The organism is Tardiphaga robiniae (assembly GCF_013359755.1).
GTDB lineage: Bacteria > Pseudomonadota > Alphaproteobacteria > Rhizobiales > Xanthobacteraceae > Tardiphaga > Tardiphaga robiniae.
The window spans coordinates 72674-96830 of the sequence record NZ_JABMCJ010000063.1; the positions used below are offsets into that span (position 1 = coordinate 72674).

General features: G+C 58.1%; 25 protein-coding genes. 10 read left to right on the plus strand and 15 right to left on the minus strand.

Going from position 1 to position 24157, the window contains the following annotated elements; translation table 11 throughout:
* Position 1: 1 nt before the first annotated feature.
* The 4 genes from HP556_RS02045 to HP556_RS02060 form a co-directional block, all read right to left on the minus strand.
* On the minus strand, positions 2-670 hold the full coding sequence (locus HP556_RS02045) for a TetR/AcrR family transcriptional regulator (RefSeq protein ID WP_244558570.1): 669 nt from the start codon (positions 668-670) through the stop codon (positions 2-4).
* 1 nt (position 671) lies between these two features.
* The gene (locus HP556_RS02050) at positions 672-2420 is read right to left on the minus strand and encodes a hydantoinase B/oxoprolinase family protein (protein WP_175365724.1); all 1749 of its coding nucleotides are present in this window, start codon (positions 2418-2420) and stop codon (positions 672-674) included.
* Positions 2417-4501 carry a hydantoinase/oxoprolinase family protein gene (locus HP556_RS02055; protein WP_175365768.1) on the minus strand — a complete coding sequence of 695 codons (2085 nt, stop codon included), beginning with the start codon at positions 4499-4501 and terminating at the stop codon, positions 2417-2419. The genes HP556_RS02050 and HP556_RS02055 overlap by 4 nt, the downstream gene beginning before the upstream one ends.
* A 271-nt stretch (positions 4502-4772) precedes the next feature.
* Positions 4773-4976, minus strand: coding sequence for a hypothetical protein (locus HP556_RS02060; protein WP_175365674.1), 204 nt, complete (start codon positions 4974-4976; stop codon positions 4773-4775).
* Positions 4977-5051: 75 nt separating this feature from the next.
* Between HP556_RS02060 and HP556_RS02065 the strand changes: the two genes are divergently transcribed.
* Entirely contained in the window at positions 5052-5189 is a 138-nt protein-coding gene (locus tag HP556_RS02065; protein WP_175365725.1) for a hypothetical protein, read from the plus strand.
* Positions 5190-6273: 1084 nt separating this feature from the next.
* Here HP556_RS02065 and HP556_RS02070 read toward each other — a convergent pair.
* A complete protein-coding gene (locus HP556_RS02070) occupies positions 6274-6681 on the minus strand; it encodes a BLUF domain-containing protein (protein ID WP_175365726.1) in 408 nt (135 codons plus the stop codon).
* Between the two features lie 200 nt (positions 6682-6881).
* Here HP556_RS02070 and HP556_RS02075 point away from each other — a divergent pair, with 200 nt between their 5' ends.
* Positions 6882-7481 (plus strand): hypothetical protein, encoded by a 600-nt coding sequence (locus tag HP556_RS02075; protein WP_175365727.1) that lies wholly within the window; start codon positions 6882-6884, stop codon positions 7479-7481.
* A 226-nt stretch (positions 7482-7707) separates the two neighbouring features.
* On the opposite strand, the gene HP556_RS02080 is transcribed toward HP556_RS02075, so the two are convergent.
* Complete coding sequence (locus HP556_RS02080) at positions 7708-7863, minus strand: hypothetical protein (RefSeq protein WP_175365728.1); 156 nt, start codon at positions 7861-7863, stop codon at positions 7708-7710.
* Positions 7864-8392: 529 nt separating this feature from the next.
* On the opposite strand from HP556_RS02080, the gene HP556_RS02085 reads away from it, so the two are divergent.
* The 6 genes from HP556_RS02085 to HP556_RS02110 all read left to right on the plus strand — a co-directional run bounded on the left by HP556_RS02085 (position 8393) and on the right by HP556_RS02110 (position 12271).
* On the plus strand, positions 8393-8737 hold the full coding sequence (locus HP556_RS02085; protein ID WP_175365729.1) for a hypothetical protein: 345 nt from the start codon (positions 8393-8395) through the stop codon (positions 8735-8737).
* A 306-nt stretch (positions 8738-9043) separates the two neighbouring features.
* Entirely contained in the window at positions 9044-9340 is a 297-nt protein-coding gene (locus tag HP556_RS02090; protein WP_175365730.1) for a hypothetical protein, read from the plus strand.
* Positions 9341-9503: 163 nt separating this feature from the next.
* Complete coding sequence (locus HP556_RS02095) at positions 9504-9926, plus strand: hypothetical protein (RefSeq protein WP_175365731.1); 423 nt, start codon at positions 9504-9506, stop codon at positions 9924-9926.
* Positions 9916-10416, plus strand: coding sequence for a hypothetical protein (locus HP556_RS02100; RefSeq protein ID WP_175365732.1), 501 nt, complete (start codon positions 9916-9918; stop codon positions 10414-10416). Before HP556_RS02095 ends, HP556_RS02100 begins: the two co-directional genes overlap by 11 nt.
* A gap of 488 nt (positions 10417-10904) precedes the next feature.
* Positions 10905-11495, plus strand: a complete 591-nt coding sequence (locus tag HP556_RS02105) for a hypothetical protein (RefSeq protein ID WP_175365733.1) — start codon at positions 10905-10907, stop codon at positions 11493-11495.
* A 506-nt stretch (positions 11496-12001) separates the two neighbouring features.
* Positions 12002-12271 (plus strand): hypothetical protein, encoded by a 270-nt coding sequence (locus tag HP556_RS02110; RefSeq protein ID WP_175365734.1) that lies wholly within the window; start codon positions 12002-12004, stop codon positions 12269-12271.
* Positions 12272-12274: 3 nt separating this feature from the next.
* On the opposite strand, the gene HP556_RS02115 is transcribed toward HP556_RS02110, so the two are convergent.
* From HP556_RS02115 to HP556_RS02130, 4 genes are all read right to left on the minus strand, one after another.
* A complete protein-coding gene (locus HP556_RS02115) occupies positions 12275-12448 on the minus strand; it encodes a hypothetical protein (RefSeq protein ID WP_158596809.1) in 174 nt (57 codons plus the stop codon).
* Positions 12449-13435: 987 nt separating this feature from the next.
* A complete protein-coding gene (locus tag HP556_RS02120) occupies positions 13436-13603 on the minus strand; it encodes a hypothetical protein (protein WP_175365735.1) in 168 nt (55 codons plus the stop codon).
* 7 nt (positions 13604-13610) lie between these two features.
* Positions 13611-13847, minus strand: a complete 237-nt coding sequence (locus tag HP556_RS30545) for a ribbon-helix-helix domain-containing protein (protein WP_175365736.1) — start codon at positions 13845-13847, stop codon at positions 13611-13613.
* Between the two features lie 335 nt (positions 13848-14182).
* Positions 14183-14536: a hypothetical protein gene (locus HP556_RS02130; protein WP_175365737.1), complete on the minus strand. Its 354-nt coding sequence runs from the start codon at positions 14534-14536 to the stop codon at positions 14183-14185.
* Between the two features lie 790 nt (positions 14537-15326).
* Between HP556_RS02130 and HP556_RS02135 the strand changes: the two genes are divergently transcribed.
* Positions 15327-15503, plus strand: coding sequence for a hypothetical protein (locus tag HP556_RS02135; protein ID WP_175365738.1), 177 nt, complete (start codon positions 15327-15329; stop codon positions 15501-15503).
* 87 nt (positions 15504-15590) lie between these two features.
* On the opposite strand, the gene HP556_RS02140 is transcribed toward HP556_RS02135, so the two are convergent.
* From HP556_RS02140 to HP556_RS02155, 4 genes are all read right to left on the minus strand, one after another.
* On the minus strand, positions 15591-15887 hold the full coding sequence (locus HP556_RS02140) for a hypothetical protein (protein WP_175365739.1): 297 nt from the start codon (positions 15885-15887) through the stop codon (positions 15591-15593).
* 59 nt (positions 15888-15946) lie between these two features.
* Complete coding sequence (locus HP556_RS02145; RefSeq protein WP_175365740.1) at positions 15947-16300, minus strand: hypothetical protein; 354 nt, start codon at positions 16298-16300, stop codon at positions 15947-15949.
* 242 nt (positions 16301-16542) lie between these two features.
* Positions 16543-17241 carry a Crp/Fnr family transcriptional regulator gene (locus tag HP556_RS02150; RefSeq protein WP_246297335.1) on the minus strand — a complete coding sequence of 233 codons (699 nt, stop codon included), beginning with the start codon at positions 17239-17241 and terminating at the stop codon, positions 16543-16545.
* A 249-nt stretch (positions 17242-17490) separates the two neighbouring features.
* The gene (locus tag HP556_RS02155; RefSeq protein ID WP_175365741.1) at positions 17491-20607 is read right to left on the minus strand and encodes an autotransporter outer membrane beta-barrel domain-containing protein; all 3117 of its coding nucleotides are present in this window, start codon (positions 20605-20607) and stop codon (positions 17491-17493) included.
* 480 nt (positions 20608-21087) lie between these two features.
* Between HP556_RS02155 and HP556_RS02160 the strand changes: the two genes are divergently transcribed.
* Entirely contained in the window at positions 21088-21885 is a 798-nt protein-coding gene (locus HP556_RS02160) for a helix-turn-helix transcriptional regulator (protein WP_175365742.1), read from the plus strand.
* A gap of 534 nt (positions 21886-22419) precedes the next feature.
* On the opposite strand, the gene HP556_RS02165 is transcribed toward HP556_RS02160, so the two are convergent.
* The gene (locus HP556_RS02165; protein ID WP_175365743.1) at positions 22420-24111 is read right to left on the minus strand and encodes an outer membrane beta-barrel protein; all 1692 of its coding nucleotides are present in this window, start codon (positions 24109-24111) and stop codon (positions 22420-22422) included.
* Positions 24112-24157: the final 46 nt, after the last annotated feature.

Consider the following 24157-nt stretch of genomic DNA (forward strand, 5'->3'; position numbering starts at 1 on the left):
ATTACTCTGTGTCGGCGCCATCCGCTTCTGCCGGCGAATTCTGTGTCAAATAGCTCAGCACCATCTCGACGACGTGCTGGCGTCTCTTGAGCACACGTCGGCGCGCCGCGAGATCGCGGTCGAGCAGCCAGGACAATGTGTGCTGATTGGACAGAAAGAAGTAAGCGAGGCCGGAGATCGACATATAGAGATCGACCGCATCGACATTGGCGCGAAACACACCCTCGGTCTGGCCGCGTTTCAGCAGGATCTGGATCGTGTCGAGCAACCCGCGATAGAGCGGCTTGATGGTGCTCGAACTTTTGAGGTGCTGCGCATAATGGATGTTCTCGATGCTCATCAACCGGATTAGATCCGGCGTCGCAACGAAATGATCGAACGTGCTGCTGACCAGTCGCTTCATGCCTTCGACCGGCGGCAGACCGCGCAGGTCTTCGTCCTGCTGCTTAGTGCGCAAGTCCGTATAGATGCGCTCGAGCACTGCCAGATAGAGCTCGTCCTTGGAGCCGAAATAATGGTAGATCAGGTTCTTGTTGACACCGGATTGTTCGGCGATGCGATCGACGCGCGCGCCGTTAAGCCCGTTGGAGACGAATTCGATCCGTGCCGCGTCCAGGATCTTGGCACGGCTCGCTTCCGGATTGCGGGTGATCTTGCTGGGCGCGGCCACACTAAGCTCCATGGCGCCCTTCCGGTAATGGCGGGGCGTCCCGTGAGGATCGTAGTGCCGCAGTTCCCTCGACGTCCAGCACGCCACGCGGGCCGAATGTCACAGCATAATGCTTTCGCGCGAACTCGGCCGTGATCTTGCCGTCCAGGAAATCCTCGCGCACATCGGAGGGATCACGCAGCAGCGGATTGCCGAAGCCGCCTGCACCGGCCTGCTCGTGGATCAGGAGCGCGCCCTCAGTGACATTCCGCGTGATCTTGCCAGGAATGGCACTACGCTCATTGCCGATCTCGATGTAGTTCTTCGACAAGCCGCCGGGCTCGCCCCCATTGAGACCATAGGGATGAAACTTGACGCGATCGGTGCGCAATTGCAGCAGCGCTTCCGGCGCGAGGATACGATAACTACGGCGAATGCCGACACCGCCGCGATATTGTCCAGCACCACAGCTGTCCGGCACGAACGAGTAATCCTCGATTCGCACCGGATGCTCAGCCTCCATCACTTCGACCGGCATGTTCGAGAGATTTTGCGAGGCATTGGTAACCGCTTCAAGCCCGTCTTTGTCGGGACGACCACCCCAGGCGCCGCAGATCATGTCGACGATGATGAAAGGCCGGCGGTTAGGTCGCAGGCCGCTGATACAAATGACGCTGTTGCCGCCCTCACCTGCGGCTGGCACCTTGTCCGGCACGATCTGCGCAAGTGCTCCGAGCATCGTATCGAACACGCGATACCCCGTCAGCGCACGTGCCGCGCACGGCCCAGGCATGATCGGGTTGAGCACGGAAGCTTCCGGCGCTTTCACTGTAATGCAACGAAAAAGGCCGACATTGTTCGGCACGTCCTTAGCCAGCACGCAGCGTATGCTGAGATAAGTCAGCGAATGTGTGAAACTGAGCGTCGAATTCAACGCTCCTTTCACCTGTGGCGAAGAGCCCGTGTAATCGACCAGCAGCGTACCGTCGCCGTTGACGGTGATTGCAACCTTGATAGGGATCGGCGTATCGGAAAATCCGTCATCATCGATATAGTCGATGAAACTGTACGTACCCTTCGGCCAGGTCTTGATCTCCTGCCGGGTCAATCGTTCCGCGTAGTCGAGCAGTTCCTGCATATAGGCGTCGACATCGTCCGCGCCGTAACGCTGCATCAGCTTCTCCAAGCCGCGCTTGCCGACCTGAGCCGCCGCAAATTGCGCCGAAAGATCGCCCCAGACCCGATCCGGAACCCGAACGTTGATCTTGATCAGCGCCTCTAGCGTCGTGTTCAGCACACCGCGGTCATAGAGCTTGAGCGGCGGAATCCGCAGCCCTTCCTGATAGATCTCGGTCGAATCCGACGCGTTGGAGCCGGGCACGCGGCCGCCGACATCGGTGTGATGGCAGATCACCACGGCGAAGGCGCGCCGTTTGCCGCTGTGGAAAATCGGCACGAACATGAAGATATCAGGCAGATGCATGCCGCCGTGATAGGGATCGTTCATGATGACGACGTCGCCGTCGTGCAGATCGCCTTCGTATTTGCCGAGCACGGAGGCCATGGCTTCTGGAATCGCGCCGAGATGCTGGGCGATGGTCTTGGCCTGCGCCACCATCTGGCCGTCGCCGGCACAGATTGCCGCGGAAAAATCCATCACGTCCTTGACGATTTCCGAACGCGCTATGCGCACGACCGTATAGGCCATGTCGTCGGCGATGGAATCCAGGCCGCTCTTGATGACCGCGAAGGTGATCGGATCGACTTTCATACCTCGAACTCCAGCACAATGCAGCCGATCGCATCCTTGTGCACCCGAGCATCGGGCGGCACGATGATGGTGGCGTCGAATTCCTCGATGATCAGAGGTCCCTGCCGTGGCGACATTCCGACCGCGCCGCGATCGACGATCTCGACCGCGACAGCGGCCTCGCCACGCGCGAAGGAAACGTCGCGGGTTCCGGAACGCGATGCGCCCTGCCGCGCGGCGATCTTCATGGCCGCAAAATCCAGGCGGTTCTCGCGCAGGCCGCGCCCGGCCACGCGCACTTTCATCAGTTCGATCGGCGTGGCATCACGATAGCCATAGGTCTTGAAATACTCGGCGATGAACCGCTCACGGATTTGATCGAAATCTTCGCCCTCGAACGGCACCGTGAGTTCGGTGGCCTGACCTTCATGGCGCAAATCGGCTTCCCACAGAAACATCGTGCGTTCGGCCTGATAGCCATCGCCGGCGAGTTGCCCCGCCACTTGCTGTTGCAGCTCGGCCTTGATCGCCTTGAGGTCGCTGACCTGCATCCCGTCGAGATATAGGCTGACGGTTTTCAGTGCGGTATGCTCAATATCGGAAGCCAGCATGCCCAGTGCGCTGAAAATTCCCGACATCGGCGGCACCACGACGCGCGGAATGCCCAACTGACGCGCGAGATCCGGCGCATGCACGCCCCCGTTGCCGCCAAATGCCATCAACGTGAGATCGCGCGGATCGCGACCACGCTCGACGGTGACGGCGCGCACGGCACGCGCCATCGCCGCATTGGCGACGGCACGAATGCCATGTGCGGCGTCCAGTAGAGTGAGGTCGAGCGGGTCGCCGACATGGGTACGGATGGCAGTCTCGCTTAGCTTGCGATCGATATTGAGATTGCCGCCAGCCAGCGACGTGGCGTTGATGAAACCGAGCACAACATTGGCATCTGTCACTGTCGGCTTTGTGTTGCCGAGCCCATAGCAGGCCGGGCCCGGAACGGCACCTGCGGATTGCGGGCCGACGACCAGCAGGCCACCTTTGTCGATGCCGGCAATGGAGCCGCCGCCGGCGCCAACCTCGGCGATATCGATAGCCGGCACTTTGAGCATATAGCCGCCGGCCTTGATGAACCGGCTCGACGTCGAAATTCCATCGCGGAATTCGTATTCCGACGTCATGGTCGGGCGGCCATCCTCGATAATGACCGCCTTGGCCGTGGTGCCGCCCATGTCGAACACGATGACGTCGCGATCGTCACGCGCGATGCCGAGCCGTGCCGCGCCGATGACACCGCCCGCAGGACCGGACGCCACCACCAGCACCGGCTTCTCGCAGGTCACATTGGCAGCCAGCATGCCGCCATTCGAGGTCATGACCAGAATGGGCGCAGCCACGCCGATCGAGCGCAGACCCGATTCAAGCTTCTGCAGATAAGTGCGCATGGCCGACAACAGATATGCATTCACCACCGTCGTGCTGGTCCGCTCATATTCCTTCATCTCGGGCAGCACCGCGCAGGATGTCGTCACCAGCAATTGCGGGAAATTGGCCCGCAAAATCGCTTCGGCCTGCAATTCATGCGCCGGATTACGATAGCTGTTGATGAATGCGATAGCGACGGCCTCGATATCCTCGGCGAGTAGCGCCTCTCCGGCCGCGATGACGCTTGCTTCGGAGAGCGGCTCGACCGTCGTTCCGTCCGCCGCCATGCGTTCGGTCACTTCCATACGATACCGGCGCGGCACCAATGGCTGCGGCTTCACCCATGTCAGGTCGAACATGTCGGGCATCCGGATGCGCCCGATCTCCAGCACGTCCCGGAAGCCGCGCGTCGTGATCAGTCCAGTCTTGGCGCCCGACCGTTGCAGGATGGTATTCGATCCGACGGTGGTGCCGTGCAGCACTTCGGCCACAGCCGAAGGCGCAATCGATAGCTCCGCCAGCAGGCTTCCGACGCCGTCAACAACCGCCCGACTCGGATCGGCAGGCGTCGACGACACCTTGCTCTGATGGATCAGGCCAGACTCAAGGAACAATGCGATGTCGGTGAATGTCCCACCGATATCGACCGCAACCCGGATTTTTCCGCCTGACGCCATAGCCACTACCGCCCACCCGTCATTACTAACTAGTTAGTCAATAATCTTGACTAGAGGATGCAGAGTGTCAAGCTGCTGTTTTCGGCGCCTAGCGCTCGAAAAACAGGCTAAAGGCTCACTTTTGATCATGTGGGATTGGCTGGCGACGCACGACCAAGCGTAGGGTCGGGGTTCGGCTTCTTGATAGCTACGCTAACGTTCGCTGATGCGTCAGTCGGTTTATTGGATGAATATTTGACCGACTGAAAGGCAGTAGCCAATAAGGCGAAGGCTATTTCTTCACTTTCCCCTTCTTCCTTGCAGCCTTCAGGGCATCGGCTTGCGCGCGGAACGCTTCAGCCAGATTCCGCATCCGTTCAGCGTGCTCGGTGTCTTCCGAGCGATGAGCTACGGCCTCGGCTTTCTCGGCCTGCTTCCTCAGCGACTTCGTTGGTTTCATGCCGATGTTATACCGCAACGCGGGAAGTTGTTCCACGCTTCCACGCTCCCTCCAGACAGCGTAGGATCCGAGTCCGACACTTACCGGGCGAATGCAGAGAACTGCGCGGAGATGGCTGCTGCATCCGATAGCGAGCCAGCCAGGAATCGTTTCAAGCGCATGGAAGCTGCATGGCTCGCGTTGGCCGAGGAAGAGGACTGGCTCGACGGCGAGACACCGCTGGAGAAGTCACCAGTTAATCGACAGTAACACTCCGCGAGCGGCGCCGGAGTTTATGATGCTGGCACCCTTCCGGGCAATCACAATGGCGCGACCGATGCATCTGCAGGTGCTGTGCGCTGTCGGGGCTTCTGGCCATATGTCCGTCTTTCAAGCCCGTTATTGATTTCCTCTATGCAGGCCTCAAGGGCACGCTCCCGCGTCAAATGTTTGGCGTCGCCAACCACTTTTGGGGCGTCCTCCGTCTTGGGATATATGATCCAGCACCTATCCCGGGTCGGTCTTCTTGAACGCCGTAATCAATGCCCCGGTGCTTCACGATCGAGTCGAGTCCTTAATTGCGGCCAAACATACCACGGTGGCAGGACCGGCGCGACCAAGCCGCAAACGGGGAACCCTTTTATCGGCCTCCCAAAAAGAGCGAAGGAACCGCGTTGATCTGGCGCAGAATGGAGGCTGCACCTTAACCTCTCGCTCCTGTCTTCGTATTTGGATCAACGATGCAGCAAGAGGTGACGTTTTGACTTATGCCGATCAGATCGAAATAGCGATTGCAGATCAGGACATCGACAGGTTGATAAAATTTGCATACGGCGACACATGCAGGTGCACTACCGTCAAAGGTGAACCGATGTGCGTCTGCAAGATGTTGGCGACAGCACTTCACTCCAAAGTTGTTCCGCGCTCACTTTTCGAAAACAGGATTGAGCGAGTTACCTCGATCTAACGGTCGATAGATTTCCGGCTCGAGTTAACGCAGGATGACAGCGACCGAATCTTGCCCCCAGAAGCCTCGCTTCGGTCGGCCCGGCGGTAGAGCGACCTACTCGCCGGGCCTTTAGAGAACAATGTGCCCTAACGTTGCTGTTCGAGCAGCCGGACAGCATCCTCCAGCATCGATGTGCCGGTCAGGCCCGACGCGCATTGCCCCAAGGCGGCGTAGGCAGGATGCACGAGTCCGCCGATCCGAACATGAGCGCCTGGTGCAGGCAGGCGCTGGCATGACGCCAACATGAACAGCGAAATGGATCAGTCCGCGAAGCCGGTCACGAAGATGAAGAAGTCGAAGACAATGTGAGAGCCATGGTGATCCGCGAGGGGCGCCTTTCGCAGTTCACGTTTGACTTCTACTGCACGCCAGCAAGAAATCCAGAGCCGACATAGCATCCAAGTATCGCAGTTTGACGCGGCTATTAACTCCAACCACCTCGTCGACTAACGTTTGATCCGGCACGCGCATGAAGCCCATTGACCAGTTCGGAAATAGCCGATCCCCAAATCCAAGGCCTCGTTGAAGCAAGCTGACATCGCGGTGCCGTGGTTCGACGCTGATACGATCGTATACCCCGATAACATCCTCCGGCTCTCCCTCAAGCACCTGAAGAAAGTCACCGTCCGAATGCACAAGCATGCCTGTGACGTGGGCCGCATTATTGCGAGCCCTCGCCTTCTGCAGTAGCTCGGAAAGATCACCGGAAGAAAATGCTTGATTTGCAGTGCTGAGGTATAAGATTCGAAACATGGCTTGCTCCAACATCCGTTAACGCCGGATACTGGAGAGAGTTCACTTAGCTTGCCTTCAAACCTGCTGCCCTCCAATATGACCTCCCGAAAGAAGGAAGCCCCAGCGACGTTTTCGCCTCAACAGAGTGACGCATAAACCATCACCGCGCCACCATGACGATTTGCGTGACCCCAGTGTGCTCGCTTAAAAGCAAGTCAGTGCCGCGCGCGAAGCTCGAAGACGGCTTTGCAGAGATCATCAAGACCTTGCAGCCCGCGGAAGGGCTCTTCGATCTGGCCAAGGCAATGCTATGTGATGCTTGGGACATGCGGCTGGCCGCTGCCAGAAACGAGAAGAGTGCGCTTCAAAAGCAATTTACGGATGTCGAACGGCAGATCGGAAATCTCTTGGATCGCGTCGTCGATGCCTCCAGCCCATCGGTCGTGAGCGCTTACGAGACCCGGATCGAAAAGCTCGAACGCGAAAAGATCGTTCTCGCCGAACGGGTTGCCAGAACGGTGCCGCCCAAGGGGCGGCTGGAGGATTGTATCGAACTGGCCCTGAGATTTCTGGCAAACCCTTGGTACATCTACGAAAACGGCGACTACGTGATGCGTCAGACCGTACTGAGACTGGCCTTTCAAACACCTCTAAGATACGGCAAAAACGGGGTGTATCGAACTCCCGAATTTTCGTTCCCTTTCAGGTACTTGGCAGAAACTTTCGGTGAAAAATGCGAAATGGTGCCGGTTGAGAGGATTGAACTCCCGACCTTCGGTTTACAAAATCAATCCTCGACCTTGTCGAGATCTTTCTAATGTCGCAATAAATACAGTCACATACTGACCTTTTAAAACTGATGAGACCGAAGGCTGGGCTCCTGTTTTTGGTCCTTGTCGCTTCGTTTTCGTAGTCCGTTAAGAGCATCAGCGTGATCCGAGCGCATGCTGCGTATCGATACGAACACGATGATTTATCTTCTCTTTCGTTCGCGCCGCTTGATCCTGATCCTGGTCCTGTTTTTGAGACTTGTTGGAAACGGACCTAAGCACCGACCGAGACATCGACCATGTCGTTGTGCATGATCGTCTGAGGCCCGCGATTGTCCCACTTGATGACGACACCGCTCCAGGTGCTCTCAGCGACGGTGCCGGCGTCGGCTCGGTCGTTCTTCCAATGGACGCGATCACCAACTCTCAAATTTCTCGATTCATCGCCAGTCATCGACGCGGCCTTTCAGTGAACGTCATTCACGCTTTTTCCGAAAGGGCACCACATGCCCCGGCCCCGGCCGTTGTGGCAGCACTGCCCGTTTAGGCTTCGGCGGATCGTCGGGAAAGAACCGCTTCCAGCGATAGGCAGCGTATCCGTAGAAGTAGTCCCACCAAGTTTCGGTAACGCTGGCGTCGCCCCAAGGCATGGGGTCCGGCTCCCCCCGTCGTCATCTTCAGGGATCGCGATCGGGATCGGTATTGCCGGGCTCGTCCACATGATGCCACCAGGGCCCATGCGCGTATACTCGCACTCGTCGGGCTCGGTGCATTCATCAACGATGTCGATGAGCTGAACGATATTGTCGGCAGAGAAGACCCCGACGAGATCGTGGGTCTCGATTATTCGAACGAGATAGGTTGGCATGCCATCTTACCGGCCCCGGTAAGGTCTCCCGTATAGTAGGAATAGCATGCAAGATCGCGCGGGTCACCCCGGCGCAGATGGAGTGAGACTGATGGGTGACAAAGACGATCAAAACAGTCGGCCAGATGACACAGCATTGAAATGGGAGATTTCTGTAGCAGAATTGTGGTGGGTAGCGGCGGGGTCCGCGCTCGGAACGATAATGTCGATCACCAGCTATTTTCTGATTTCGACAGAAGAACATCTTCGCAACGCGGAGCAGCTCAGAGCAAACCCAAACAGTACCAATCCTTGGCTCCAAGAATGGGAATCAAGCCGAATGTTCAGCCTGGGATTCGCTGCAATCTTGTTCGTTGGCTGCGTCTGGTCGATCCTGGCGATTGGGAAGGCCCAGCGAGGCGACCATGCCGCAAAAGACGATAGTGGAAGCGGATAGGGTTGCTCGTTTATGGAATAGGAGGGATCACGCCGGCGATCTGATTCCGACGAAGGCTGCGACTGCTATTGCTGCCCAAAACGCACTCCCAACGGTCGTCTCGGTCCGTTCAGATCGACCTCGCAGCCCGACGAGTTTGAGCACATTTCGTCCCGTCGATCGGATGATGATGTCTAGAACGATGTGAATTAGAATTCCTACGACTTGATCCATTCGACCGACGGCCTCTCTTGACGCTACGGCCAGAATAGATGTCGCCGTGATACCCGCAAGCTAGGTACTGCACTCCCGAATACGAAGGTTGGCGTGGCTTATTTACTCGGAATTTTGATCTTTATGATGCCGATAGCCGTACTCATCGGCTTTGGATCGAAGCAAGTTGCGGCGCGTTCGCCACGGGGCTGGACCTGGCTGAAAATTGCGTGTCAGTCCATCCTGCTGAGTGCCTGCTTGATCGGCTTCATCGTAGCCCTAGATGTGTTTCGGAGTGGCCAGGATATGATGGGGCTTACTCTGCTCTTTTTGCCCATCACGGGGATGGGTGTCTTGATTTGCGCCGGGGCGATGGTTGGGAATCTTGTTGGAATGCCTCCGCGCTCCTGACCAAGCGGCGAGGTAACTCAAGGAACGCCTGTCCTGTCGCTACGCGCTTCTAGCTACGTTAAGCATTCCGTTGCTCTTGGTTGCTGCATTCGTTGTCAATTTTGCGTTCGTGTAGTCAGATCCAACTGGCTTTGCATTCACGGCCGGGAAATCGATTCGAATCATGCCAGTGCGCTCGCCCGTCTCGTTGGTCAACGTCGCTCGTCTCGCAATTATGTGGGTCGGCTTCGGCTGGCCTGTATTGGGGTTGGCGATCGGACTTGAGAAAGGAATTGAGTTGGTTTGGGTGGCCATCGGCACTGTGTTCATGGGGGCAATCTTTGGACTGCCCGCTCTACTACTTGGCCTCGCTCTACCTGCATACAAACACCGAATTTTTATTATTCCGATCAGTCTCTTTGCGATCTTCTGGGCCCTTTCGAGACAGTCTGCCACCTATCAGGGGCTCACTCTGCCTCCATTCATGTTCCTTTGGATTGTTACATTCACGGCAATCTCGCTCCTCCCCCAGCAACGCTCTAATGCTGCGTCTGAGCAGAACTGGAAAAGCGGCTGGCGCCGGCAGGATGTTGCCGATGACAAGTAGGCGCAGTAAAGCCAAATCCCTCGCCGCTTGCACCTTGATCATTGCTGTTGCCGTTATCGGCTACACTTTATTTCGCGACCCATTGCCGTTTCCGCGTCGCTTCGTTCAAACCTGCGACACTGCCATTGCTGACCGGTTAAAGGACCCAGTAAGTTATGAGCGAACCGGCGTGCAAGGTTCTGTAAGAGCACTCAGCCATGAAGAGTTTTTTGCCGATCCGCGTCGGGCCGTCGCTCCTGAGCATCGCAGGGGACTCATTGGATCAAACCAGCCCGTCCGGTATGAAGCACTGATCACATACCAGGCTTTGGATGCCGTGGGCGCTGTCATTCAAGAACAGGCGAATTGCACCTTTAACTCGCTAAGCGGGGGCGACGCGCCAAACAAGACCGGCGGAGTCTTGATTGACGGCGAGTATAACTTAGACTGGGTCAAACGGCAGCATCCCAATTCCAGAGAGATGTTCTTTCGCATACTCAAAAATTCGTAGCAAATATCCGGCCGGGTGCCGCGCTCCTTGTCCGATGATCGACAATTGCTCCGCCTGACGTGGTGTTAATTCGAATGGAAGTAAGGACCGGAGTATGGGATTTCGTGCAAAGTTAGATTTGAATCTTAGGCCTTGGCCTTAGGTCGCACTGGCCGCTCTATTAGGCGCCTTGGGCGGCCCCATCATTCCCGCATTTAGGTACGGCTCCCTCGTCGCCATCGTCGCTGCCGCTGTCTTGGGAGCAGCTATTCTTTCTGTTGTGGCCTGGTGGGTTTTGCGCCAACACGGGCTGCCTATCAGCGCGAATGTTCAAGACATGGTCGACGCCCGACAGCGCGAATCTTCACCGTCAGCCCCGCGCGATCATGGGCAAGGATGACGCCCGCCCCGCCATCCACTAAAACGGTGGGATACAGAAACAGACGGTAGGAGGCCGAGAAGCGCCCTGCTATTATCCTTCAACAGCTAACCTCGCTGGCAGCACGAAGATGACGATGCAGCGGGAGCCAAATATTGTAACAGGTGTAAAAGCCATGGAGGGGCTTTTTGGCTGCTTGGGGATGGCGCTCTTTGCGGTGCTGTTCTTTTCAGCGACCTATTCGGTCTGGCATGTCGTGGTGCTCGATCCAAGGAAGCGTGTCCCGGCATATCTGCAGGTATCGAAGGTTCTCTACGTCAAGGAGGGGAGTTGGGGCTTTGGTCCCGGCGGGAACGAGACAGGTCTCCTCGTTTATGAACTTCCCGCTGATGTCGCTGCGACGATCGCCAGCAAGGGGCTGCCGTTCCTCACCGACCATGACAATGCGCTGAAAGCGCGCCAGCAACTGGTTCCGAATTTCGATTGGTACCCGACGCCCGTCGTGCCCAACTCCGGATGGAAAGGCGACGGCCGCAGGCCCGCTTCGATAAATTTGTTCCTCAACCGATACGGCTTTGGACTAGATTTCGATCAACGCTTCATCGCGATGGCCGATCAGGCCAAGAACGCGCCCGGCAACTTCTATAGCTACGGCTCCGGCGGCCGATTGCTGGTCGTGTCGCCAGCGCTTCGCAAGGTGATCTTCGCCTATTCGGGATAGTCTCCGTGGCGCCCTCCCCGCCATCGGGGAAAATGGAATATGGTCTTTACTGAATTCAGTGGCTTACTTGGAATCTGCGAGTGGCGATGACGAACCCGCGAATAGCCTTAACGTGTTTAATTCTCGTGGTTTTGATGGCCGCCTTTTTCGTGGCAGATGCGTACAATGACTGCCGACAGCAGCATGGGCCGAACTATAAGTGCTTCCCCGGCGGCCGGCACCTTGTTCGATAACAAGCTGGATAAGCTCGTGAATATGCTCGGCGTTCGTATACTACTTCTGACCACCGGATCGGTTGTAGCCCTTTGCGCTCTTGGATCATTGGCTTACGTGACGATGCGCGCGGCTAACCCTATCCTCCTTTGGCTTTTCGTGATTACTGCTCCACCGCTCCTTATGCTTGGTCTTGGCTTCCTTAAAGCCGCCAGAGCGCTTTACCGAAAACGACCGAGTCAGTGAGAACAGAATGCAGGGACCAGTGCGCTCCTGGGATAGGATGGAAAACAATGCGCGCATCGGCGGTCATCGCTACTCTCTCCGGGCTCGCGACGCTATGGTCTGGCTATTGCCTGTTCGTCACTTCGACCGGCCTCGACAAAGCGGCTCGCATACGTGCATCTCCTAACGGAGATGTCGTTTGGCTCGAACGTTGGGAGGCTAACCGCGAAGCGAGCCTCATCTGCGGAATTGTCTTCTTCCTGATCTTCGTTTGGGCCTTTGCCGTGCTTTACAAGGGGCAGCGCGACGAGATCCACCCCTCCCGCACTCCCGAATAACGATCAGTTAGGAGCGCGCTCAACAACTTCGACGATCGCGTGAGGAAGGACCTGAGGCGTGGCCTTTGTCCAACGGATAGCCTCTGCGGGGTTTGCTGTCATCAGATCGAAGTGCCAAACCAGTGGCTCCTTGCCCGATGGCATTGGTGTGGTGACGCGAACCGTGGTCGTCTGCATTCCAGTCTCCGAATCTGTTGATACGCAGACTTTAGCGTTGCATTTGCGAATCAGGAATACGTCCATGGCCCTCCCCGCCACCGGTAAATGGAATATGGCCTTCCGAACTCAGTGGCTTACTTTCAATCTGCGAGGGGAGATGACGAATCCCCGAATAGCCATAGCGTGTTTAATTCTCGTGGTTCTGATGGCAGCCTTCTTCGTGGCCGATATGCACACCTCATGCAAACAAGAGCATGGGCCGGACTACAAGTGCTATCCGAGTGGCCGACGGATGGTGCGGTAGTCGCTGCCAAGTGGCCTGTTCTGAATCTGCGAGTGGCGTCTATCGCCGCGCGGCCTGTCGCCGCGTCCGCTCAATCCCGCTATTGATCTCGCCATGGCATGCTTCGACGGCGAGCTCACGCGAGCGAAACTTGACCGGCCCCTGCACCGTGCGATTGCCAGGATAGATATTCCAGCGCCAAAGACCGGGCTGCACCTCTTGAACGTCATACTCGATCGTTCGGTGTTTCACTGGGCGCACTCCCCATTCCCGGCGGGAGCATATCACAATTAGCGTGGCCTAAATTGAAATTGCGAGTGGCCTATTTCGGCCAGTACCAATTGAGGCGGCCAGTCAAATACTATCTACTGCCCAATAAAACAGTAGAAGAACCAAAACCACAAACGTTGTAATCAGCCCGGCTATGCCGAACGAGAGAAGGACTCGGTAGAGCCTGTCTTCCATTGTGCTGCAACGCCAATTCGCGCCTATTGTTCCGCTTGCCCATCCCGACGCTCGTCGAAATCGTCGCGCCGATCTTATGGCTCCTGCCACGACGTGCTGTCAGTACTCGCAGGTGAGCAAGTCAAGGCTGACGATGGCCACTAGCAAGGCGAAGGTACCAAGAACGGTCGGAAGATGGAATTTCATGCAGATCCGAAGACTGGCGTGATCATCTCTGAGAAGCTGGATCACTAGACCCGTCAAGGGTGAAAAGTGAGCTACTTCTTCACCTTCCCTTTTTTCTTTTCGGCTTTCAGTGCCTCGGCTTGAGCGCGGAACGCTTCAGCCAGATTCCGCATCCGTTCAGCGTGCTCGGTGTCTTCCGAGCGATGAGCTACGGCCTCGGCTTTCTCAGCCTGCTTCCTCAGCGACTTCGTTGGTTTCATGCCGACATTATGCCCCCGCGCGGGCGGTTGTTCCAGCCCGATGGCGCCTCACAAAGTAATCCAGAACGTAAAGCCGGACCTGAGCAGCCCTATTTGGATGCAGCCCAGCCGAAATAATCTCCAAGACGACTTCGTTTGCAGTCTTGCCACGACTGTCAGCGATATCCGTTAGTGCAACCCAGAATGGCTCCTCAATAGAAAGGCTGGTGTTCAGCCCGCCTACTCTGAATCGGTATGTGACCATCGCCCATCATAGCAAGGCGGTGACAAAGCTGCACTGTACAACCTTTCGATGCGGCTGTTGGTCTCAAGGCTTCCCAACCCGGGTCCGCGATCCGGAAAGTATCTGCAGCGCATGCTCTAAATACTCGACCATGATAACGTGGTCGCGCCGTCGACCCGACTGCATAAGGGCTACAGGTCACCATCGCTGGCGCCGAGCAAGTTTACAGAGAAGACAGGACCGGTCATCCCAGTCGCCCTCTCGGGCTTTGTGAGCTACTGGACGGTGACGCGCGCGATACCGCCCACGATTGTGTCGGCTGTTGCGAGAACTGTTCCTAGGTGAGCGGCATAAGCCTATGGCTTTAAAGCCCCAGCACGGTTTTGCTTTAATGCCGTGACTGCTGCATCCAGCTTTTTACGAGAGTTTCCGATCTCGCGAAGTAGTTGGCCCGCCTCCTCTAGCGAGAGACCATGTTTGAAGGCCAAGAAGTCGACGGTGTATCCGGAGTCAGAGGCGGTCTCCACGATCTCGTTGCGGGCCAAAGCTGCTGGCTTGGAGCGCAATCGACTAGCAAACCGCGTTGCGTCCGCTTGCCGAGCAAAAGATCCCGCCATTAATTTAGTTTTACCGGTCGACCAACGGGCTTCGATCGCAAACCGATCGTCAGCCAGTCGGCGAATTGAGTATTCAGGATCCCCAACACCCATGCACGCCCCCACCAGTCCGAGAGTACAGTTTTAAGCCACGTCGTCCGACCAGCGGGCGACCTTGCAGATGTCTAATCTCGGCTGGCTACCCGTACAGGAAAACCCTCCACCGTTCTGTGACATACTTCACACGTATGCGCGTGCTTTCAATGACGATGGCGGCGATGACGGTTGTAGCACTCATTGCGACCGCGGTATTCTTGCTGTCAGTGGCCTGGCTCTAGGCATCACAAGAGCAGTAAGGGCAAGCCCAGCACCAGCAGGAAAATGACGAGGACGCCAAGTCCTAGATTATCGTCGCCCTTTACTTCTCTTGAAGCCGTCGGTTCGACCGTCGACATTCTTCAGCCTGACAATAAGCCAGCCACTTATCGACGAGCCATCCAATGCCCCTCTGCTGGCGCCTTAGTGAGATTTGATTTCCACCCATCACCATCGTTATGGCCTCTCTACGAGGCCGCTTGAAGCGTGCGCGCTTCGAGAGCTTCCATGTATTGAGCAATGGCTCTGTTTGAGAGTAGCAAGCGGCTCCTTACTCCCTGCCGGATCATGGTTTCAACCGAGTGGAGTAGAGTGTGCGAGCAGAACTCTGCGTCCTCGATCTCGCCTGCCCGTTCCAGATAATCCCATGCAATCTGAATCGCCTCTTCGATGAGGACAGCGATGTGAACCAGTTGGCCAGGATTACTTCTCATGCCTATTCAAACGGCACGAATGGGTTTCGTTCCCCACAAACGGGGAACACACGATGAAACCAGAGGTTACGAACATATAAATGAAAGGACAGACCATGAGCGACGAGAAAACAAACCCGCCAAGCGATGACGACCGCCACAAGCAGGACTGGGGTAAGCAATCACAGAGTAACGAGCCCTGGAAACAGAACGCTCAGAAAACCACCGACCCAAGCCTGCCGGATACGCCAAAGCCGGACTTGGAGAAGTGGAAAGACACCAACACCCACTGACCAATAAAGCCCGCCGCACCGGAGGACTCCAATGCGACGGGCCTTCGAAGCCGCGTTGGGGTGCGGCCTCATAGATTGAATGTGAAGTTACCGGAAACGTTCCGGGTGCGACCAGCGACCTTCCATGCCGCCGGAGAGACGATCGTGGTTTTCTTTCACGATCGCTCTGAGGTCAGCGCAGACGGCTGATTGGGATGACCCGGCCGCAAGATCAAGGAACGCCTGACCGAAGGCTTTCGTCTTTTCACGGACCATCAGATCAGCTTCATCCCATGCGGCCGATCCCCCAAGCATAAAAACTTGCATACGTAATGCGACGACCCGGCTCGCTTCGAAGCCGAGAAGGGAAGCTTCGGTCATTGCGACGAGAGTAGATGCAAACATGATGGCTCCAATGGCGATAGCTCCCGCTCTAAACGGACGGGATCACGTTGGAACACCGCCTATCGAGCATCGTTCCCCGGCAGGGGCGTAAGTTGCCCCGCGGCTGAAACGTCGCGCGCCGCATTCAGCGCTGTAACGGTGATCTCTCGAAGCTGATCCCGCGGAAAGTTCAGCCGAAGCATGGCTTGGAAGCCGAGTTCGTAGTTTCCAAGAAGCTCCTGCTCAAGCACATGCGCGATTGCTTCCATCTGAGTGTCGGAAGATGTCGGATCTGGAACGACGCTTACCGGCAACGCTTTGATGATATGGCCTGCGGCGAGGACCGTCTCAGCCATCAAGACACCTATTTGAACGTTCAGCGCGCCTAGTTTCAGCAAGCCGTCGACAATTTCGCGTGCGGGATCGTAATTCATCTGTCTACCAATGGCGCGTCCCGTATGACCTTTGCCAAAATGTCCAATGGTCGGCCGGGCTTGCGGCCCTCGTCGATCGCTGAGCTGACTCGGTCGGCGGCGTCCTTGACGCCATCGATGACGACATTTTCAAATCTTCGGCTCGCTCAGCAGCCGGGGGGGGGGGCGTTTCGTCAGTCATTTCGTGATCACCTCGCTGCAATGGTGATCTGGCGCGGCAATTCAGTATAATCCAGCCGCCTTTAACTCCTGTTGATTTCCGTCAAATGCTTGATCTGTTTCTCAAGTGTTCCCTGATTTTCAAGTAGTCGTTTCGTGACAAGACGCAGGAAGAAAAAGCCAAACGTTGGATTCTGAAAATAAAGTTGCTCGACTTGCGCATAGCTGACCACGAGCATCTCGCCGGCCTCGGTGCATTTGAAAGTCTGGCTTCGCGCATTGCAGGGAGACACCAACCCGAGCTCACCGACGATGTCGCCAGGCCGGATATTGAGGCCCAACTCCACAAGGCGATAGTTTCCACTCATCACAAAAAATATGGCGTCCGCGATATCTCCCTTTGCAAAGATCGTCGCACCGCTAGTGTAATGATGCGACGTGGTGAACGACTTGATCCATTCCATTGACAGATCGCCCTCCGACGCCACCTTCACCTTCGTGATAAGCCGCATCATCTGAAGAAGCCGGAAGGAGTTGAGCGGCAATAGCACGGAATGCAGCAACAGTTGTGGATACGATGACGTCAAGATTCCATAAGCAATGAAAATACAGTTGGCGACAATGCCCACGGCGCGTAGCGGGATCATGTTCCGCATCGAATAGGTTGTGATCGTGAGCGCCGCGGCGAGGTAACCGAAAGCATCCCCGCTCGTCATAAATCCGTATAGGTGATCGGTTGCCGTCGATCCGCTAACCGAAAGAATTTCAGAGATTGATGACATTTGTCCGCCCTGATTTCGCGGCTGACGGCTAGATCGTCAGAATGAAAGAGGCCACCGACTTAGGACCGCGCCGCTGGATTCGCCCACCAAGCGGCAGTTGGATCAATACCACGCGGAGCTACTGGAACGACTTTCACGGCTCGATGAAACAATCGCCGGTCTCATCCCTTTAGAAACTATGGGCGGGAGCGGTGGCCGCTGACGTCCAGTCGGCGTAAGAGCGCAACCGCGGAATCGCCTTGCAGAAACTCACCACGCATACCGCACCACGCCCTTGCCGGCGTAGCTGCGCGTGACATCCGAGAACTCGCCTTCAAAGGTGCCGGCGACCGCCCATCCGTTCGTCCACTTCATCTCCGCGGATGCGGTCGTCAACGCAGCATCGCGCGCCTGCGTCGCGCCGTTCACGACGAAGCTCGCACCGGGCAGCGTCTGGAACGTCGCCGAAGCGAAACGGTCGGCGTTGAAATCGTGCGCCCATGCGACGCGGCCGCGCAGCGTCAAGATCGCATCCGTCACGGCAAACGACTTGTCGGTGCGGAAGCCGAATTCGCTGCGGGTGCTGATCACCGTCTTGCTGGCATAGGCCAGTGCGAAGGTGTTGGCGCCGCCGCCGGCGGTCTCTGCATAGGGCGGCAGATCGAGTGCTATGACCTGCGCCGCGGCATAAGGCGTGAGGCCGACGCCTGATAGCCACGGCATCAGGGTTCGGTTGCCGCCTTCGATGCGACCGGAATAACTGTTGGCATTGAACTGGGCGCGCAGCCGATCGCCGCCGACAACCCGATCGGTGGTGATATCCTGCCAGCCATAGGCGGCGGCTGCGGTGACGTAAGCCGAACCGACCGTATGACGCACGAATGCACCGGCCTGGAACAGGTCGCTGCGGCCCGAGCCGCCGTTGGCCACCGAGAAGTTGGTGCCGCCGCCAGCCAGCGAGAAACCCGCCACGGTGTTTGGCGAGAACCGGTAGTCGGCGCCGACCGCGACGCCGCCGATGCTCGACCGGGTGTCGTTCGAGCCGACCACCGTGTTGCCGTCGGTGTTGCGCGAGCCGCCGAAGCCGGCCGCCCACACGTTCCAGCGCTCCTGGAACCCCGGCGCCATCGGCGGAGCCTTGCGATAGGTCGCGGCCAGTGCATCGCTCGGAGCGCGCTTTGCGGCGTAGGCCAATGTTTCGTCCGCGTACCCCACCGCGCCGGCCTGCGTACCGCGGCCTGCGCTGAACGGATCGGTCATCACGCCCATGAACTGGGTCATGGCGTCGAAGGTGGTCTGCTGGGCGCCGGTGGCTGTCTCGCCGGAAGCTTGAGACAGGCCGCTTGCGGACATGTTGGCGAAAACCGCGGGAATGCCGCCGGTGCTGTTGAAGAAATTGGTCAGCGCGTCGCCGACGTTTCGCTGGTTGGTGTTCAGGCCGCCTGGAATGCTGAAATCCAGAATCAGACCGAGATACACATTGTTGGCATCGTAGCTCAGCGTTGAACTGTAGTTTGACGGCGCATTGTATGTGGACACCGAGGGCGAGAAGGTGCCGCTGATGCCGCCGGTCGCGGTAAGGATCTTGTACGTCTTTTGCACATAGGCGCCGTCGGCGTACACGACGAACGCGGTTGCGCCGCCAAGTGTGGCCGTGCCGGTGACATTGGCAAACGTCGACGTACCTGGAGTGACGGCAACTGTATAGAATGCACCGGACTGGAACGCGAGATTGCCAGCAATCTTCGTTGATGAGCCCGGTACGGTGAGATCACCGGCAGACATCACGAAGGAAATCGTGCTGTTGCCGCCCGTTACAGTGCCGGCGCCGCTCAGGTTGGAGAACGTCTGGTTGAAGCCGTTCAAATCCAGGGTCGCGCCGGCTGACACGTCGACTACTCCAAAAGGTCCAAATGCGCCGGCAGATCCGGCCCGCAACGTGCCGGCGCTGACATAGGTCGTACCCCAGTAAATGTTCGTCCCCGCCAGCTCCAGGGTGCCGGCGCCGGTCTTGGTAAAGCCGAAGCCGTTCCCGAGAGGCCCGACCACGTTTGAGATCACGCCTTGCAGGACGGTCGTCGTTCCCGCTGCGATGTCGAAGTTGGGATTGCCGCTCGTCACAAATGTGAGGTTGTTGGCTAGCGTGGTATTGGCCGTGACGGCCAACGTTCCGCCATCGAACATCTTGATCTGTTTATTGCCGCTGCCCAGGTTGACGCCGTTCGCAATGGACAACGTACCCGCTTGGATAGCGACGTCACCGGCAAACGTGTTGGTTCCGGACAGCACCAGAGTGCCGGCGCCGGCTTTCGAAATGAACCCGCTGCCGGTAATCATTGCAGCGAGCGTTGCGTTGGTCGATTGGGCAAGGGTGAGCGAGCTGCCCCCGAGGTCGATATTTCCAACGAGGCCATCGGTCGGATTGCCGAGTGTCAAGGTGTTGGCGCCACCTGCGAAGCTGATCGCATTGGCCCGTGTTATGCCGTCACCATTCAGTCCGCCCTGGATCGTCCCGCTGTTCAAGATCGTGATGTTAGTACCGGAAATACCGGCACCCCCTGCGCCGTTGGCGCCATTGCCGGCGCCGCCCACGCCTCCGGCGCCGCCCGCGCCGCCGCTCAACAGCGAGCCTGTCTCCACATTCACCGTTCCGCCGGCGGCGAAAAACGCGCCGGCTCCACCGTTACCGCCCGAACCGCCGAACCCGGTTGCGCTCGATCCGCCAGTACCGCCGGCACCGGCAATCCGCTGAGCACTGAACGCGACATTGTAGGTGGCATTTCCGGACAACGCTAAACCGGCACCGCCCGTTCCGCCTCCGCCTCCGCCTCCGGTGCCGTTTCCAGCACCACCGTTACCTCCGGCGCTTCCCGTGAAGCCTCCGCCACCGGTGGAAACAGATGTGCTGCCGTAGTATATATTGAAGCCGCCGCCGCCGCCCGCACCGCCGTCGCCCGCGGCTGCACCGGCGGCGCCATCTCCCGCTGAAACGTTGGCCTGGGTCGCACCCGCGCCTCCCGCGGCACCACCACTTCCAGCACCGCCAGCGCCGCCCGCTGTACCCGGTCCCTGTGCGTTCCCTCCAGATCCGCCACCGCCGCCGCCGCCGCCCCCACCTGCATTGGGAGAGCCGAAAATCCCGGGATCTCCCGTTCCACCCGACAAATCATCGGCGCCGCCGCTGCCTGCCCCTAATGCGCCCGTTGCTCCTTCTCCGCCCGTACCACCATCCGCGCGCGCGGGAGCGCCGCCGACGCCGCTGGCGATCGTCACGACGGACAGTGACAGCCAGAGCGCGGTGCTTCTGAGAAAAGCGCTGCGAAGATGCGGCTCTCCAAATGTAGGGTTCGTGGTCTGCTTCGTTGGCGACCCGAGCTTGAACTTCATAACTTAACTCCAAAACGCCAAGCGCATTTGCTTTCGACAAGAAGTCCCGTCAGACGCCTCGAAAGAGCGGTGGCAAAACGGCTAACCCGGTCTTACGAATAGCCAGAGAATCGCAGCGCCACGGAGCTGACTCGCAGCGGGAGACGAATGCGCATAAGGAAATCCGGTGCGCCTATGACGTCAGTGCACCGTCATTTCAGCTTTAGTATTTTTCGTGTGGGAGTGATTTCGTGCAAGACGATGAAAGAGCCGGGAGACCATGGTCTCTCCGTCCTGGCTTCGGCTGGCATTTCACGCCGGCTCGCGCCCGCGTGCGCATCGTTATATCCCCCATATCGGCACGGTGAGGGAATCCGTCTTCCCAGCACCCGCACTGAATATCGCGCTACCTGATGCGTCTGAGAACCACCTAGAAAGGTGGTTCGGCGTGCTTTATGTATGCCCGCGCAGGCTCGGCTTCCGGCACAGATTGGGAATGACATGCATCTCTCCACGGATCCCACCGATCCGCACAATCAAGAAGTCTATGCACTCTGGGATCAGCTGGCCGAGTTCTCAGTCGCCGACGGCGACGCCGCGCTGACACACCTGCTGTCCGCACTGCGAACCATGTTGTCGGCACGCAATGTGCTATGGGGCGTGGTCGTGCGATTGCCTTCGCCGAAGCGGGCCGATCCCTTGCTCGGCTGGCGTCCGCGCCTCGTCAGGGTGCTGGACCCGATGCCGGCGGTGGCGGCTTCAGTCCAGAAGCAGTACGATACACTCTGGTCCGACGACGTCGACCTGTCTCAAATCCTTTCCATGTCGGGCGATGAACCGTTCCGCGTCCGCCTGCTGTTTGAAACGCTTCCGCCGGAATGGTTCGAGGGCAAGCACTATCGGCGGCACTATCTGGACGTCGGCTTCGCCGACAGCATTTCCGTGCGCGTTGCGCTCAATGACGACGTGAGGATTCGCCTGTTCGTGTTTCGCGATGCGCAGGCACCCCGCTTTACGGTGCAAGACGGCCAGCGTCTAGGCTTCGTCATGCGCGCCTTGAGATGGTTCCACCGAGAGCAATTGCTCAGCCACGGTCTGCTCATCGCCAACGCGCCCCTCACACCCGCCGAACGCCGGGTGTTGCTCGCACTGCTCGACGGGGGCACGGAAAGCCGGATCGCGCAGAAGCTCGACCAAAGTCCGAACACCACGCATTTCCACGTCAAATCGATCTACGCCAAGTTCGGCGTGCGCAATCGCCCGTCGCTCTCTGCGCTCTGGCTCGGCAAGCTACGATAACGACGGGGCGAAACCAGACCGGCTACACCGTTGACACTCTCGCCACTGAGGCGCACGCACTCTACTTGTGGGACAAGGTGTCAAGCTCTGGGAGTGACGCGGGCCAAAATGGCGGCATGGGAACGTTATGATCTGCGGGCCGTTCGTTCATCCATGGCGGCAAGGTGCGGCCACAAGGATGTTGTCCGATGCCAGCCGATCAAGAAACAGTCGTCGCCCCGCACGAAACGCCACAGACTGATCACACTCCTGCCCACGCCAAAATGCTAACAATAGGCCTCGTCGTTTGGCTGCTCGTAGGCGGGTTAGCGGTGCTCGGCGCATACGCGTTTCTGCTTCGAGGTTGAAGCCGTCCCTGGACCGAGAGCAGAGCCGAGCCCGTGCTTCTTCGCTGTCCTGCTGCCACTTTGACGCTCTCCCACCAACGGCTGAAATGGCGAGCACGAAAGCAGACAGTCGGTTAGCAGTGTTTTGTCTCGTGTGTTTCGCTATCTTGATAGCGGGCATCATGGTGGAGAAATACTGGGATTGCTCTTAGTTGGTATTAAACGAATAGGCCGCTTGCAGGAAGCCGCCATAGCGCTCGGTGCGGGCCGGCAGGGTCTGACACGGACATGGCGTGCCAAAGAAATTGGTCTTGGCATCCTCCGTGGCCCACATCGCCCAATAGCGCGCGCCTGCACCGACGGATAATGACGGCGTCACATAATATGAGAGGATCGTTTCCAGCTGCACGCCCCTGCCTTCGCCGCTCTCCGGCGAGCGGGTATCATATGCGTTGCGCAACACGTGGTCGTCGACGCCCGAGAAGCGAACATAGGGCAGATAGGCCGCATCGCCGGTGAGTTTCAGCCGATCGTTCAACATGACGACTCCGTTAAGGCCGACTCGCAACGAGTGCCACGTATCGTCCTCCGTAATCGCCAACGTCGATCCCGGGATCGCTGGCACACATGGTGCCGCGACGGTCGCATTGGCGATCTGCGTGCAGCCATAAGCCGATTTGTTCTCGCGGTAATAATTATAGCCGATGAACGGCCCCACGTTGACTCCCGGGCCGCGGATAAACGCATAGCCGACATCGACTGTGGCATAGGCGATGCTGCCCTGCACGGGGTCCGACACCGTGTTCGAATAGGGAACACCGAAGCCGGGCATCCAGTCCTCGTCGTTCATCTTGCCACTCAGCAACTTACCGCCGCCGATGAAGCCTTTGAGGAAGAAATCTGCCAGGCCATCGACACGACCGAACACTTCGCCGGAGGCTGCCGGACTCTCATATGTCAGTCGCGAGTTCAGGATGTTCTGCTGTGCAGGATCGGTGCCTGCGCCGAGATCCTTCTGAAAACGACCCGACGAATACCAGACGCGGCCGCCGATCTCGATGTCACCTCGCATGCTCGGATCTTCAACGCTTTGCGAGCCACGCAAATACATGTTCTCGGAATCGTCCCACCGCGCATCGGTATCGCCGCCGAGCTTCATGTTCAGCCCGACTTTGACAGTCTGGATGTTTTGCGAAACGCTGGTGCTGCCTGGTGGCGTCGTCCCATAGAGCGCAACAGGCGGAAAGGGCTGGAAATAGCTGCCGGGCGTCGACATGCCGAAGCTGTTGAAACCGGCATAGTCGTATTCCATCTTCACCGACCAAGCTGGCGACACCGCTCGTTCGATGCCGACGCCCGCGGTCCAGCCCCATTGGCTGTTCTTTGTGCCGGTCGAGATGTCGATCGGGTTGGTATTGATATCAATCTGCTGATTGAGCCAGGCGACGCCACCTTTGGCATAGAGCAAGGTGCGTCCGGCCTCGCCAGTCGCGAAGCCAACGCGCCCTGTAACGGTGCCCAGCGCGTTCTGCCGCACCCGGCAATTGGCCGACAGGAAATAGCCGGATGACGCAAGGCACGTATTGGTGCCATTGGAACCGACTGCGCTAATATCGGCCTCGACGCCCAGCACCAGATTCCGGCTCGGCTGAAAATTAAAGCCTACCTGCGCGCCTCCCAAAGCCGTCGGCGTTCTGACATCGCCGCCATAAACGGCCGGGCCGTTGCTATCCGTGAATCTGGATTGTCCCAATCCGCCGCCGACATGGACGCCGAGATAAGGTCCGGCCCATGTCCAAACCGCGAGGGGATAAGGCTGACCGTATTCGGGCAGATCCGCAGCGACCGCCTGGCTTGCGCCAAGCAGCAGAGAAGCAACGACAATAGATACTCTGGTCATGCAACCACACTCGAACGCCGCACCAAGATTGGGCGCAGCTTCGGCG